The sequence below is a fragment of the Ensifer sp. LC384 genome (assembly GCF_001695865.1).
Taxonomy (GTDB): Bacteria; Pseudomonadota; Alphaproteobacteria; order Rhizobiales; family Rhizobiaceae; genus Ensifer.
This window is the reverse complement of sequence record NZ_MBST01000001.1, coordinates 217,496-231,069: the sequence shown is the minus strand read 5'-3', so window position 1 is coordinate 231,069 and position 13,574 is coordinate 217,496. Positions and strand designations below refer to the sequence as shown.

Below are 13,574 nucleotides of genomic sequence, written 5' to 3'. Positions count from 1 at the left end.
ATGACCAAAGGTATCATCCTTCTTGCCGCCGGGGGTACCGGCGGCCATCTGTTTCCAGCCGAGGCGCTTGCCCATGAGCTGAAGGCCAACGGCTATTCAGTGCATCTGGTGACCGACAGCCGCGCCGAGCGTTTTGCCGGCAAGTTCCCGGCCGATGAGGTGCATGTGGTGCCTTCGGCGACGATCGGCTCGAAGAACCCCATCCATGTCGTACGCTCGTTGTGGACGCTCTGGACCGGCATGCGCGCCGCGCGCCGGCTGATCAGTCGGCTAAGGCCGAAAGCCGTCGTCGGCTTCGGCGGCTATCCGACCGTGCCGCCGCTTCTGGCGGCAACGGGCATGGGCGTGCCGTCGATGATCCATGAGCAGAATGCGGTGATGGGCCGTGCCAACAAGGCGCTCGCCTCCCGCGTCAAGGCGATTGCCGGCGGCTTCCTGCCCGAGGGGACCGGCGCCTTTGCCGCCAAGACGGTGACGACAGGCAACCCGGTACGTCCCGCCGTGCTCGAGGCTGCCAAGGTCCCCTATGGCGCGGCCGCCGGCGAGGCTCCGTTCCATCTCGTCGTCTTCGGCGGCAGCCAGGGCGCGCAATATTTTTCGAAAGCGATCCCGCAGGCGATCTGCCGTCTCGACGATGCGCTTCGCCAGCGGCTGAAGGTGACGCAGCAGGCGCGCCCGGAAGATCGCGACGGCGTCATCGCTACCTATGAGAAGCTCGGCGTTCCCGCCGACGTCTCGCCGTTCTTCACCGACATGGCCGAGCGCATCGCCGGCGCCCAGCTCGTGATCTGCCGCTCGGGCGCCTCGACGGTTTCCGAGCTTGCCGTCATCGGCCGGCCGGCGATCCTCGTTCCCTACCCTTACGCGCTCGACCACGATCAGGCGGCCAATGCCGCGGCGATTGCCGCCAAGGGTGGGGCAAAGGTGATCGTGCAGGCGGAACTGACCGCCGAACGCCTTGCCGGCATTCTTGCCGATGCCATGGCCAACCCGCAATCGCTGGCGCAGATGGCCGCCAATGCGCGCGAAACCGGCAAGCCTGACGCCGCGCGCTTGCTTGCATCCATGGTTGAGGCTATTGCCAGCGGTTCGACAGTCGAGAAATTCAGGGAAACACGCTCATGAAAATGCCGAAGACGATCGGTCTGGTCCATTTTATCGGTATCGGCGGTATCGGCATGAGCGGCATTGCCGAGGTGCTGCATAATCTCGGTCACCGGGTGCAGGGCTCCGACCAGTCCGACAGCGCCAATGTCCAGCGCCTGCGCGACAAGGGCATCAAGGTGTTCGTCGGCCACAAGGCCGAGAACATCGGCGATGCCGAAGTCGTCGTCGTTTCGACCGCGATCAAGAAGGACAATCCCGAACTGATCGCGGCACGTGAAAAGCTGCTGCCGGTCGTGCGCCGCGCCGAAATGCTGGCCGAGTTGATGCGCTTCCGCAATGCGATCGCCATCGGCGGCACCCACGGCAAGACGACGACGACCTCGATGGTTGCCGCCCTCCTTGATGCCGGCGAGCTCGACCCGACCGTGATCAACGGCGGCATCATCAATGCCTACGGCACCAATGCCCGCATGGGCGAGGGCGAGTGGATGGTGGTCGAGGCCGACGAGTCCGACGGCACGTTCCTCAAGCTGCCTGCCGATGTCGCCGTCGTCACCAATATCGACCCGGAACATCTCGACCACTACGGCAATTTCGATGCCGTGCGAGCCGCCTTCCGCCAGTTCGTCGAGAACGTGCCGTTCTACGGCTTTGGCGTGCTCTGCCTCGATCACCCCGAAGTGCAGACCATGGTCAGCAAGATCGAGGACCGCAAGGTCGTCACCTATGGCGAAAACCCGCAGGCCGACGTCCGTTTCCACAACATCCGCATGGACGGCGCCACCTCCGTCTTCGACATCGAGATCCGCCGTCGCCGCACCGGCCAGGTGATCACGATGAAGGACCTGCGCCTGCCGATGCCCGGCCGCCACAATGTGTCGAACGCCACGGCCGCAATCGCGGTTGCGCAGCGCCTCGGCGTCAGTCCCGAGGCGATCGCCAAGGGGCTCGCCTCCTTCGGCGGCGTCAAGCGGCGCTTCACTTTTACCGGCGATTGGAACGGCGTGCGTGTCTATGACGACTACGGCCACCATCCGGTCGAGATCAAGGCCGTGCTCAAGGCGGCGCGCGAGGCGTGCCAGGGCCGAATCATCGCCGTGCACCAGCCGCACCGCTACTCGCGCCTTGCGAGCCTGTTCGAAGATTTTTCCGCCTGCTTCAACGACGCCGACACGGTGCTGATCGCGCCGGTCTACGCGGCCGGCGAGGAGGCGATCGACGGCGTCAATGCGGAAGAACTCGTCAACCGCATCAAGGCCGGCGGTCATCGCGACGCCCGGTACGTGGTTGGACCCGAAGCAATCGCGCCGGTTGTCAGCAAGATTGCGCAGCCGGGTGATTTTGTGGTTCTCTTGGGGGCTGGTAGCATCACCTACTGGGCCGCCGCCTTGCCACGGGAACTCGCAGACATTTCAGGAAATTGAGCATGAAACAGGTCAACGGTCATAAACTACTCGAAGCACTCGGAAGCGGAATAAGCGACGTTCGCGGCCGCATCACGCCCGACGCGCCGATGGATCGCGTGACCTGGTTCCGCGCCGGCGGCCTTGCCGAGCTGATGTTCCAGCCGCACGATACCGACGATCTGGTCACCTTCCTGAAGCTGGTTCCTGCTGACGTGCCGGTCATGGTCATGGGCGTCGGCTCCAACCTACTGGTTCGTGACGGCGGCATTCCGGGCGTCGTCATCCGGCTGTCGGCCAAGGGCTTCGGCGATCTCGAACTCGTCGGCGAGAACCGCATCAAGGCCGGCGCCATCTGCCCGGACAAGAACATTGCAGCGATGGCGCTCGATAACGGCATCGGCGGCTTCTATTTCTACTATGGCATTCCCGGCGCGATCGGCGGCGCCCTGCGCATGAACGCCGGCGCCAACGGCACCGAGACGCGCGAGCGCGTCGTCGAAGTGCATGCGGTCGATCGTCAGGGCAACACGCATGTGCTGTCGAATGCTGACATGGGCTACGGCTATCGCCACTCCTCGGCGCCCAAGGACCTGATCTTCACGCATGCCATCTTCGAAGGTTATCCCGAGGACAAGAACAAGATCCGCACCGACATGGACGCCGTGCGCCAGCATCGGGAAACCGTGCAGCCGATTCGCGAAAAAACCGGCGGCTCGACCTTCAAGAACCCGGAAGGCCATTCGGCCTGGAAGCTGATCGACGAAGCGGGATGCCGCGGCATGATGATCGGCGGCGCGCAGATGTCGCCGCTGCACTGCAACTTCATGATCAATACCGGACAGGCGACCGGCTACGAGCTGGAATATCTCGGCGAGACCGTGCGCAACCGCGTGCTTGAACATTCAGGCGTTCGGCTCGATTGGGAGATCAAGCGCATCGGCACCTTCATGCCGGGCTACGAGATCAAGGAATTCCTCGGCCGCGGCATCGCCTGAGCCAGAGCGAACCAGGTATGTGAGAAAGGGGCCGCAGCGGTAACGCTGCGGCCCCTTTCGCTTGCCCGGCAAACACGCTTCCGAACCGTTCCTCGCGCGTCGTCATGCTCGGGCTTGACCCGAGTATCCACGGCCCCAGGTCGTCCCTCTTGCACGGAGGCTGGATCCTCGGGTCAAGCCCGAGGATGACGGGAGGAGAAGCCGAGGATGACGGGAGGAGAGGCCGAGGATGACGGGAGGAGAGGCCGAGGCCGATGGGCGCAGATGTTGAGGCTGACCGGGTGAGGCGTCGAGGCAACGGGGGAGACGTGGAAGTCGGCGGGAAGGGCGGGCGGACGACCCTCCAATGAATTCAAAGGGCGGCCGGGGCATCGCTGCGGCTTTTGACCTTGTTTGCCGAGCCCTGTTCCGAACAGTCCCGTTCTCTCCGTCATGCTCGGGCTTGACCCGAGCATCCACGGCCCCAGGTCGTCCCTCTTGCACGGAGGCTGGATCCTCGGGTCAAGTTCGAGGATGACGGGAGGAGAGGTCGAGCTTGACGGGAGGAGAGGTCGAGCTTGATGGGAGGAGACGTTGAGGCTGATGGCATGACACGTCATAGCGGCGGGAGGAGAGGTCGAAGCTGGGGAGGCGGACAACCCTGTCGTCAATGGAAAGGGCCGCAGCGTTGCCGCTGCGGCCCTTCTTTTTCGGGTGTCTGACGCGCTACAGCGCCGCGCGTCAAATATGACGCGTAAAGGACGCTGTAACGCCTTAAATCTGCTGCATAATTTTCTCCTTAAATCGAAGCCGATTTAAGGAATTATGCAGTAGCGTGGCCGACCCTGATCAGGCCGAGACCTCTTCCTCCGAGGAGAGCACGAGGCATAGAAGCGTGATCGCAGCGGCCGCCAACAGGTAGTAGCCGACATGGTCGAGGCTGTAGTTGGTCGCAAGCCAGGTGGCGATATAGGGTGCTAGCGACGCGCCGAAGATGCCGGCGAGGTTGAAGGTCATGGACGCACCGGTGTAGCGCACGGAGGTCGGGAACGGGGCGGCGAGCGCAGCACCAATCGGACCATAGGTGAGCCCCATCAGGCCGAGGCCGAGGATGGAGAACAGGAAGGCGCCGCCGAGGCCGCCGGCCAAAAGCGGCGCCATGACCAGGCCGAAGGCGCCGATGCCGATGGTGGTGACGATCAGCACCAGGCGGCGGCCGTAGCGGTCCGACAGGATGCCCGAAACCGGGATCATCAGGCCGAAGAAGACGACGCCGGTCATCTGCACCACGAGGAACTGCTCACGCGAATAGCCGAGCTTGGCCGTGCCCCAGGACAGCGAGAACACCGTCATCAGGTAGAACAGCACGAAGGTGGCGAGCGCCACGAAGGTGCCGAGCACGAGGCTGCGCTTGTGGAAACGGAAGATCTGCGCGATCGGAACCTGGACGCGCTCGTGCTTGTCGATCGCCTTCTGGAATTCCGGCGTCTCGGTGATCTTCAGGCGCACATAAAGACCGACGATGACCAGCAGGATGCTGGCAATGAAGGGCACCCGCCATCCCCAGGCGAGGAAGGCCTCGTCGGTCATCATTTCGCCAAGGATGAGGAAGGTGCCGGCCGACAGGATGAAGCCGATCGGTGCGCCGAGCTGCGGGAACATGGCGTACCACGTTCGCTTGCCTTCCGGCGCATTCTCGGTGGCGAGCAGCACTGCGCCGCCCCATTCGCCGCCGAGACCGAGACCCTGGCCGAAACGGCAAAGGGCGAGCAGCAGGGGGGCTGCGACGCCGATCGACGCGTAGGTCGGAAGCAAGCCGATGACGACGGTGGAAATGCCCATGGTCATCAGTGCTGCCACCAGCGTCGCCTTGCGGCCGACCTTGTCGCCGAAGTGGCCGAAGATCACGGCGCCGAACGGGCGGGCGAAGAAGGCGATGGAGAAGGTCGCGAAGGACTGCAGCATGGCCGATGTCGGATCGGCCGTCGGGAAGAAGAGATGCGGGAATACGAGCACCGCTGCGGTGGCGTAAACGTAGAAGTCGAAGAATTCGATGGTCGTGCCGACGAGGCTGGCGAACAGCACCCGGGCAGGGGAGTTCACTGCCGGCGTCTGCAACGCGCTATCCTTCGGCGACAGGGAGGTTGTCGCGTCTGTCATTGTTGTCGTTCCTGATATGGATGTCATGCCGTCTTGGGAGGCGGTCGAGGCGTCTTAACGCAAGTTTCGGCACGATGAAACCCTGAAGTCGTAAGAAATGCGAACGAATCCGAGGGGTGGCGCAGCATTCTTCCAGAGCTGCACGGCTGAGACGGATTGCAGCTCCTGCCGCTTTCAAAATAGGCAGATCAGTGAGGGGCCGGTGTCCGATTTCGTGTTTTACGGGCGATGAAGTCATTGTCACAACCGGGGTTGACCGGAATCAAAATGTGGCAAACTCTGGGCAATTGAAGCGATCGGCTTCGTTTTTCAGGAGCGAATGCATGTTCAAGAAGCTTTCTGCGGAATTTCTCGGTACATTCTGGCTCGTTTTCGGCGGTTGCGGCAGTGCCGTGCTGGCGGCTGCTTTTCCGGCGGTCGGTATCGGCCTGCTCGGTGTCTCCTTCGCCTTCGGCCTGACTGTTCTGACCATGGCCTATGCGGTCGGCGGGATTTCCGGCGGGCATTTCAACCCGGCCGTCTCCGTTGGTCTGACGGTCGCGGGCAAGTTCCCGGCCGCCAATCTCATCGGCTACATCATCGCCCAGGTGCTGGGTGCGATCGTCGCGGCAGCCGTGCTTTACATCATTGCCAGCGGCAAGGCGGACTTCCAGCTCGGTGGCTTTGCCGCCAATGGCTATGGCGAACATTCGCCCGGCGGCTATTCGCTGACCGCCGCGCTGGTGATGGAGGTGGTGATGACCTTCTTCTTCCTGTTCATCATTCTTGGCGCCACCCATGGCCGCGTGCCATCCGGCTTTGCGCCGATCGCCATCGGTCTGGCGCTGACGCTGATCCATCTGGTGTCGATCCCGGTCACCAATACGTCGGTCAATCCGGCCCGTTCGACGGGGCAGGCGTTGTTCGTCGGAGACTGGGCACTGGCGCAGCTTTGGCTCTTCTGGCTGGCGCCGATCGTCGGCGCGGCGATCGCCGGAATCGTCTGGAAGATTGTCGGCGAAGACGACTTATCGCTCGCGCATAATTCCCTTAAAGCGGAATCGGCTTAACGGGAGAATTATGAAGCGAGTTTGAGCTGTTCAGCGTCCTCGGCGCATCACGTTGGACGCGTGGCGCTGTCAGCTGAAAGACGGTCAATCGTTAAGGTCCCGCACCGAACTGGTGCGGGGCCTTCATTTTTTAGCAGCTTTTGTTTTGCGTAAACAGGCGCTGACAACACGCTGATTTTGCGCCAGAAAGTGTTGTATTCGCAGCGTTTTCGGGCGCAGCCGTCGATCGTTTCCCGACTAAGGTTAACAAAAGTAAACGGTTCATTAACTATAATGCCGCTCTAGTGCCCCCGATGGCCACCGGTGACTCGCGATGCCGGAATCAGCCAGGCGCAAGCAAGCGTTGCGATAGTGGCGTATTTTCGGGGGTATGAATGAACGGCAAGCATGTAGCTGTCCTTATGGGCGGATTTTCTTCGGAGCGACCGGTGAGCCTGTCGTCCGGGGCTGCTTGCGCCGATGCTCTGGAAGCGGAAGGTTTCCGCGTTACGCGTGTAGACGTCGCGCGCGATGTCGCTTCGGTTCTTGCCGAGTTGCGCCCGGATGTCGCCTTCAATGCCCTGCATGGCCCCTTCGGTGAAGATGGCACGATCCAGGGCATTCTCGAATATCTGGAAATTCCCTACACCCATTCCGGCGTTCTGGCTTCGGCGCTCGCCATGGACAAGGCGCAGGCGAAATACGTTGCCGCCGCCGCCGGTATCCCGGTCGCCGACGCGCTGGTGATGGATCGCCAGGGCTTTGGCCCGAAGCACCCGATGCCGCCGCCTTACGTCGTCAAGCCCGTCCGTGAGGGCTCAAGCTTCGGCGTCGTCATCGTCAAGGAGGACCAGTCGCACCCGCCGCAGGTCGTCACCTCGAGCGAGTGGCGCTACGGCGACCGAATCATGGTCGAGCGTTATGTCGCCGGCCGCGAGCTCACCTGCGGCGTCATGGGCGACAGGGCGCTTGGCGTCACCGAGATCATCCCGCAGGGCCACGCCTTCTACGATTATGATTCCAAATACGTAAAAGGTGGCTCGCAGCACGTCATTCCGGCACAGGTTTCACCAAATATTTACCAAAAAATACAAACACTCGCATTGAAGGCGCATCAGGCAATCGGCTGCCGTGGCGTCAGCCGATCCGACTTTCGCTTCGACGACCGTACTTCCGGTGAAGGCGAACTGATCTGGCTGGAAATCAACACCCAGCCCGGCATGACCCCGACCTCCCTTGTGCCTGAAATGGCCCAGCATGCGGGCCTTGGTTTTGGCGAGTTTCTGACTTGGATGGTGGAGGACGCTTCGTGCTTGCGGTGAGGAGCAAAAGGGCCAAGAGAGTTCGTGACCCGCTGGGCGCAGTTGCTGCCGAGGCCGATGGCGCACGTGTTCTGCCGCGGCCGCTTCGCAAGGCCGTTCGCTTCCTGGTCAGCCTCGGCACCGGGCGCATCCGCTTTCCCGCCCATACCGGAACGATCGCTGCAGTCGCTTTCTTTGCCGCCACCGGCTTTTACGGCATGTCGCTCGGCGGCCACACGCAGAACGTCGCGCAGGCTTCGACCACCGCGGCCGGCTTTGCCATCGAGGACGTGCGCGTCTCCGGCAACGAGCAGACGTCAGAGATCGATATCCTGCAGCAGCTTGGCCTGGACGGCACGACGTCGCTGGTCGCGCTCGACATCGTCGAGGCGCGCAAGCTGATCGCCGAACTGCCCTGGGTGCAGGGCGTCACGGTCCGCAAGGTCTATCCCAGCACGATCGAAGTGACGCTGACCGAGCGCAAGGCCTTCGGCATCTGGCAGCATGGCTCCGACCTGTCGCTGATCGAGCGCAGCGGCAGCGCGATCGCGCCACTGCGCGACAACAAGTTTGCAGCCCTGCCGCTGTTCGTCGGCCGCGACGCCGAGACGGCTGCGGCTGATTTCTACGACGAGTTTTCCCGCTGGCCGGAGATCCGCTCGCGGGTGAAGGCCTTCGTGCGCGTTGCCGGCCGCCGCTGGGACCTGCGTCTCGACAACGGCATCGTCGTCAAGCTGCCGGAACACGATGTCGCCCGCGCGATGCAGGTTCTGTTCGAGATGGAAAGCCAGCACCAGCTGCTCGAGCGCGACATCGCCGCCGTCGACCTGCGGCTGGAAGATCGAACCACAGTTCAATTGACGCCGGATGCGGTCACCCGGCGCGAAGTTGCCTTGAAGGCGAGGGACAACATGCTGAAGGCGCAAGAGACGGAGAAGAAGAAAGAGGGGCGGATATGAGTTTGTTCGGATCCTCCAGCTTTGGCCTGCCGCGCCTGAAGCCGCTTTCTTCGAAGCGGTCTCATGTCGTCTCGGTGCTGGATATCGGCTCGACGAAGATCGTGTGCATGATCGGCCGGCTGACGCCGCGCGCCGAAAGTCAGATCCTGCCGAACCGCACGCATAGCGTCGAGATCATCGGCATCGGCCATCAGAAATCCCGCGGCGTGAAGAACGGCGTCGTCGCCGATCTCGATGCCGTCGAAAGCGTCGTGCGGCTCGCCGTCGATGCGGCCGAGCGCATGGCCGGCCTCACCATCGACAGCCTCATCGTCAACATCTCCGCCGGCCGCCTGCAGAGCGACGTCTATACCGCGACCATCGATCTCGGTGGCCAGGAAGTCGACGCCAGCGACCTGAAGAAGGTGCTGTCGGCCGCCGGCCAGCAATCGCTGCGCTCCGACCGTGCCATCCTGCATTCGCTGCCGACCGGCTTTTCGCTCGACGGCGAGCGCGGCATCCGCGATCCGCTGGCCATGTTCGGCGACGTTCTCGGCGTCGACATGCACGTGCTGACCGCCGAGCGGGCGGCGCTGAAGAATCTCGAACTTTGCGTCAACCGAGCGCATCTCTCGGTCGAGGGCATCGTCGCGACGCCCTATGCCAGCGGTCTGGCGGCTCTTGTGGATGACGAAGTCGAACTCGGCTGCGCCGCGATCGACATGGGTGGCGGCACGACGACGATCTCGGTTTTTGCCGAAGGCAAGCTGGTTCATGCCGACGCGGTTAGCCTCGGCGGCCACCATGTGACGACGGATCTGGCGCGCGGTCTTTCGACCCGCATCGAAGACGCCGAACGGCTGAAGGTCGTGCACGGCTCGGCCCTGCCCAACAGCGCCGATGAACGCGACATCGTCTCGGTCCCGCCGATCGGCGAGGACGACCGCGACCAGCCGACCCACGTGCCGCGCGCGCTGGTGTCGCGGATCGTGCGCGCCCGCATCGAGGAAACGCTGGAGCTCATCCGTGATCGCATCCAGCGCTCGGGCTTCAGCCCGATCGTCGGCAAGCGCATCGTGCTGACGGGCGGCGCCAGCCAGTTGACCGGCCTGCCGGAGGCGGCACGCCGCATCCTGGCGCGCAACGTCCGCATCGGCCGCCCGCTCGGCGTTTCCGGGCTGCCGGCGGCTGCCAAGGGACCGGCGTTCTCCACGGCCGTCGGTCTGATGATCTATCCGCAGGTCGCCGACCTCGAAACGCATGCGGCCCAGGGCGGCATGTTCTCGTCGCTCGGCAACGGCAACGGCCGCATCGCCCGCATGGGGCAGTGGCTGAAAGAGAGTTTTTGAGTAGAGCGGGCGCCGAACAGGGACGGCGCCCGGTGAAGACAAAGTTGGAATTTCAAGGATTTGGTCGGCTCGGCAAGGCGGCCAGAAAACAGAAGGAACGGGTACTATGACTATCAACTTGCAGAAGCCGGATATCACGGAGCTGAAGCCCCGCATCACCGTCTTTGGTGTTGGCGGCGGCGGCGGCAATGCGGTCAACAACATGATCACCGCGGGCCTGGAAGGCGTCGACTTCGTCGTCGCCAACACGGACGCGCAGGCGCTGACCATGACCAAGGCAGAACGGATCATCCAGATGGGTGTTGCCGTGACCGAGGGCCTCGGCGCCGGCTCGCAGCCGGAAGTCGGCCGCGCGGCAGCCGAAGAGTGCATCGACGAGATCATCGATCACCTGCACGGCACCCACATGTGCTTCGTCACCGCCGGCATGGGCGGCGGCACCGGCACCGGTGCGGCCCCGATCGTCGCGCAGGCCGCCCGCAACAAGGGCATCCTGACCGTCGGCGTCGTCACCAAGCCGTTCCATTTCGAAGGTCAGCGCCGCATGCGGCTCGCCGACCAGGGCATTGCCGAACTGCAGAAGTCGGTCGACACGCTGATCGTCATCCCGAACCAGAACCTCTTCCGTATCGCCAATGACCGCACGACGTTTGCCGATGCGTTCGCAATGGCCGACCAGGTTCTCTACTCGGGCGTTGCCTGCATCACCGACCTCATGGTCAAGGAAGGTCTCATCAACCTCGACTTCGCCGACGTCCGCTCGGTGATGCGCGAAATGGGCCGCGCCATGATGGGCACCGGCGAAGCCTCGGGCGAGGGCCGCGCAATGGCTGCCGCCGAAGCTGCGATCGCCAACCCGCTGCTTGACGAAACCTCGATGAAGGGCGCACAGGGCCTGTTGATCTCGATCACCGGCGGCCGCGACCTGACGCTGTTCGAACTCGACGAAGCTGCGACCCGCATCCGCGAAGAAGTTGATCCGGACGCCAACATCATCCTCGGCGCCACGTTCGACGAAGAACTCGAAGGCCTGATTCGCGTATCGGTCGTTGCCACCGGTATCGATCGCACGGCCGCGGAGGTGGCCGGTCGTTCGGCTGACTTTCGTTCGGTAGCAGCACAGAAGCCGATCGTTCGTCCGTCCGCAGCCATTCCGGCACAGCAGCCGGCGGTTGCCCACCACCAGCCCGCTCCGGTCCAGCAGCCGGTCGTCCAGCCGGTGCAGCAGCAGCAGAATTCCGTCGACCAGATCGCGCTTGCGATCCGCGAAGCGGAAATGGAACGCGAACTCGACATCGCGACCCGTGCAGCCACCCAGGCTCCGGCGCCGGTGCAGCCGGCTCACGAGGACTTTCGTCCCCAGAGCAAGCTTTTTGCCGGTGCAGCACCCGTAGAAGCCGCTCCGGTCATGCGCCAGCCGGCTCCGGTTCAGCGTCCGGTCGAAATGCCGGTTCACGCACAGGTCCAGCCGCAGCCGGTCCAGCGCCAGGAGCCGATCGCTCCGGTCGTGCGCCAGCAGGCCGAGCCGGTTCGCATGCCGAAGGTCGAGGACTTTCCGCCTGTTGTAAAGGCCGAGATGGACCAGCGCGCCCAGCCGGCGCCGCAGATGCAGGAAGAGCGCGGGCCCATGGGCCTTCTCAACCGCATCACCAGCTCGCTCGGCCTGCGCGACAGGGAAAGCCACAGCGTGGCCGCCGACATGACGGCCGGTGCGCCGGCCGCCGCTTCCCAGCAGCGCCGTCCGCTGTCGCCGGAAGCCAGCCTCTATGCGCCGCGTCGCGGCCAGCTTGACGATCACGGTCGCGCCGCTCCGCAGGCGCGCTCGCACGAAGATGATCAGCTCGAGATCCCGGCGTTCCTGCGCCGTCAATCGAACTGATTTGAAGGCCCGTTCCTTCACCTTGCCGAATGCCCGGGCTACCGCCCGGGCATTTTTGCATTTCAATCATTGTTTCAATAGGTTGCTTCGTTCGATCCGACCGTCGCAAATGCGTAACAAAGCGAAACGAACAGTGATTTGGAATGGTGCCTCAGAACCTCTATTTTCAGACTCGGAATTGGGGATGCATGCGATTCGATCACGCGCTGTCTGTTCGAAACGCAGAGTTCCGGCCTTTGTGCCGAAACTCTCGGGCGCCTTTGTTGTGCCCTGAAAACCGCTGCATCCGCCTGATGTTTGGGCCTTATGGCCATAGGTATTGAAAGTGAAGACGAGAATGGGAATCGAACTGCTCGGGTTTCAGACCACGATCGCTAGCCCGGTAACGCTCAAGGGAATTGGCGTTCATTCCGGCGTCGAGGTGGAGATCACCTTTCATCCGGCCGAAGCCGATGCGGGCATCGTTTTCCAGCGCGTTCTCGCCAATGGCCGCGTGAGCGAGTTCAAGGCGGTTTCCTCGCAGGTCGGCAACACCGATCTCTGCACTGTCCTCGGCATGTCGCCGGCCACCTCGATCGCAACGATCGAGCATGTGATGGCCGCGATCTACGCGCTCGGCCTGGACAACCTCACCATCGAGGTTCACGGCGCCGAGATGCCGATCATGGACGGCAGCTCCGAACCCTTCATCGATGCGATCGAGCAGGTTGGCGTCCGCGCGCTTGCCGTCAAGCGTCGTTACATCCGCGTGATCAAGCCGGTGCGAATCGAATCGGGCGCCTCCTGGTCGGAGTTCACGCCCTATGACGGCATGCGCTTCGAGGTCGAGATCGATTTCGATTGCCCGCTGATCGGTCGCCAGGTCTGGAAGGGCGACATGACGCCTTCGGTGTTCAAGCGTGAACTGTCGCGTGCCCGCACCTTCGGCTTCATGCGCGATGTCGAGCGCCTCTGGGCTGCCGGTTACGCGCTCGGCTCGTCGCTGGAGAACTCGGTCGTGATCTCCGACGACAATACGGTCGTCAATGTCGAGGGTCTTCGCTACACCGACGAATTCGTGCGCCATAAGACGCTCGACGCCGTTGGCGACCTGTCGCTCGCCGGCGCACCGTTCATCGGCTGCTACCGTTCCTATCGCGGCGGCCACAAGATGAACGCAAATGCGCTCAAGGCTCTGCTCAGCGATCCGACCGCCTACGAGGTCGTCGAAACCGCCACGCCACGCCAGCGCACCCGTGCGCGCGACATGGTTGCGGTTGCAGTTCCGGGCTTCGCGCCCTGGTCCGCATAACAACAAAAGGACTATCTCCTCCAGTCGCCGGCCGAAAGGCCGGCATTTTCATGTCGGCGCCGCCACAAATTTGCATGAATCACCGATCATGACGTTGCGGTCTTGAGGCAACTTGCTCTAAAAGCGCATGTCTGGCGGGGT

General features: G+C 63.3%; 10 protein-coding genes. 9 read left to right on the top strand and 1 reads right to left on the bottom strand.

Annotated elements, in window-relative coordinates; translation table 11 throughout:
* The 3 genes from murG to murB are packed head-to-tail and all read left to right on the top strand — an operon-like array spanning position 1 to position 3,508.
* The gene (gene murG / locus BC363_RS01145) at positions 1-1,125 is read left to right on the top strand and encodes an undecaprenyldiphospho-muramoylpentapeptide beta-N-acetylglucosaminyltransferase (RefSeq protein WP_065786787.1); all 1,125 of its coding nucleotides are present in this window, start codon (positions 1-3) and stop codon (positions 1,123-1,125) included.
* Positions 1,122-2,531, top strand: a complete 1,410-nt coding sequence (murC, locus tag BC363_RS01140) for a UDP-N-acetylmuramate--L-alanine ligase (protein ID WP_065786788.1) — start codon at positions 1,122-1,124, stop codon at positions 2,529-2,531. The genes murG and murC overlap by 4 nt, the downstream gene beginning before the upstream one ends.
* Positions 2,532-2,533: 2 nt before the next feature.
* Positions 2,534-3,508, top strand: a complete 975-nt coding sequence (gene murB, locus BC363_RS01135; protein ID WP_065786789.1) for a UDP-N-acetylmuramate dehydrogenase — start codon at positions 2,534-2,536, stop codon at positions 3,506-3,508.
* Between the two features lie 828 nt (positions 3,509-4,336).
* On the opposite strand, the gene BC363_RS01130 is transcribed toward murB, so the two are convergent.
* Positions 4,337-5,647 carry an MFS transporter gene (locus BC363_RS01130; protein ID WP_065786790.1) on the bottom strand — a complete coding sequence of 437 codons (1,311 nt, stop codon included), beginning with the start codon at positions 5,645-5,647 and terminating at the stop codon, positions 4,337-4,339.
* Between the two features lie 323 nt (positions 5,648-5,970).
* On the opposite strand from BC363_RS01130, the gene aqpZ reads away from it, so the two are divergent.
* The 6 genes from aqpZ to lpxC all read left to right on the top strand — a co-directional run bounded on the left by aqpZ (position 5,971) and on the right by lpxC (position 13,433).
* Entirely contained in the window at positions 5,971-6,696 is a 726-nt protein-coding gene (gene aqpZ, locus BC363_RS01125; RefSeq protein ID WP_065786791.1) for an aquaporin Z, read from the top strand.
* A 374-nt stretch (positions 6,697-7,070) separates the two neighbouring features.
* Positions 7,071-7,997 carry a D-alanine--D-alanine ligase gene (locus BC363_RS01120; protein ID WP_065786792.1) on the top strand — a complete coding sequence of 309 codons (927 nt, stop codon included), beginning with the start codon at positions 7,071-7,073 and terminating at the stop codon, positions 7,995-7,997.
* Entirely contained in the window at positions 7,994-8,935 is a 942-nt protein-coding gene (gene ftsQ, locus BC363_RS01115) for a cell division protein FtsQ (RefSeq protein WP_280137964.1), read from the top strand. The genes BC363_RS01120 and ftsQ overlap by 4 nt, the downstream gene beginning before the upstream one ends.
* Positions 8,932-10,263, top strand: a complete 1,332-nt coding sequence (ftsA, locus tag BC363_RS01110; RefSeq protein ID WP_065786794.1) for a cell division protein FtsA — start codon at positions 8,932-8,934, stop codon at positions 10,261-10,263. Before ftsQ ends, ftsA begins: the two co-directional genes overlap by 4 nt.
* A gap of 106 nt (positions 10,264-10,369) precedes the next feature.
* Positions 10,370-12,142, top strand: a complete 1,773-nt coding sequence (gene ftsZ, locus BC363_RS01105; protein WP_065786795.1) for a cell division protein FtsZ — start codon at positions 10,370-10,372, stop codon at positions 12,140-12,142.
* Positions 12,143-12,479: 337 nt separating this feature from the next.
* Positions 12,480-13,433, top strand: coding sequence for a UDP-3-O-acyl-N-acetylglucosamine deacetylase (gene lpxC / locus BC363_RS01100; protein ID WP_065786796.1), 954 nt, complete (start codon positions 12,480-12,482; stop codon positions 13,431-13,433).
* The last annotated feature ends 141 nt before the right edge of the window (positions 13,434-13,574 follow it).

What these genes read in the sequence shown, in the direction of transcription:
- murG (WP_065786787.1), top strand. Translation starts at nt 1, where the DNA reads ATGACCAAAGGTATCATCCTTCTTGCCGCCGGGGGTACCGGCGGCCAT.
- murC (WP_065786788.1), top strand. Translation starts at nt 1,122, where the DNA reads ATGAAAATGCCGAAGACGATCGGTCTGGTCCATTTTATCGGTATCGGC.
- murB (WP_065786789.1), top strand. Translation starts at nt 2,534, where the DNA reads ATGAAACAGGTCAACGGTCATAAACTACTCGAAGCACTCGGAAGCGGA.
- BC363_RS01130 (WP_065786790.1), bottom strand. Translation starts at nt 5,647, where the DNA reads ATGACAGACGCGACAACCTCCCTGTCGCCGAAGGATAGCGCGTTGCAG.
- aqpZ (WP_065786791.1), top strand. Translation starts at nt 5,971, where the DNA reads ATGTTCAAGAAGCTTTCTGCGGAATTTCTCGGTACATTCTGGCTCGTT.
- BC363_RS01120 (WP_065786792.1), top strand. Translation starts at nt 7,071, where the DNA reads ATGAACGGCAAGCATGTAGCTGTCCTTATGGGCGGATTTTCTTCGGAG.
- ftsA (WP_065786794.1), top strand. Translation starts at nt 8,932, where the DNA reads ATGAGTTTGTTCGGATCCTCCAGCTTTGGCCTGCCGCGCCTGAAGCCG.
- ftsZ (WP_065786795.1), top strand. Translation starts at nt 10,370, where the DNA reads ATGACTATCAACTTGCAGAAGCCGGATATCACGGAGCTGAAGCCCCGC.
- lpxC (WP_065786796.1), top strand. Translation starts at nt 12,480, where the DNA reads ATGGGAATCGAACTGCTCGGGTTTCAGACCACGATCGCTAGCCCGGTA.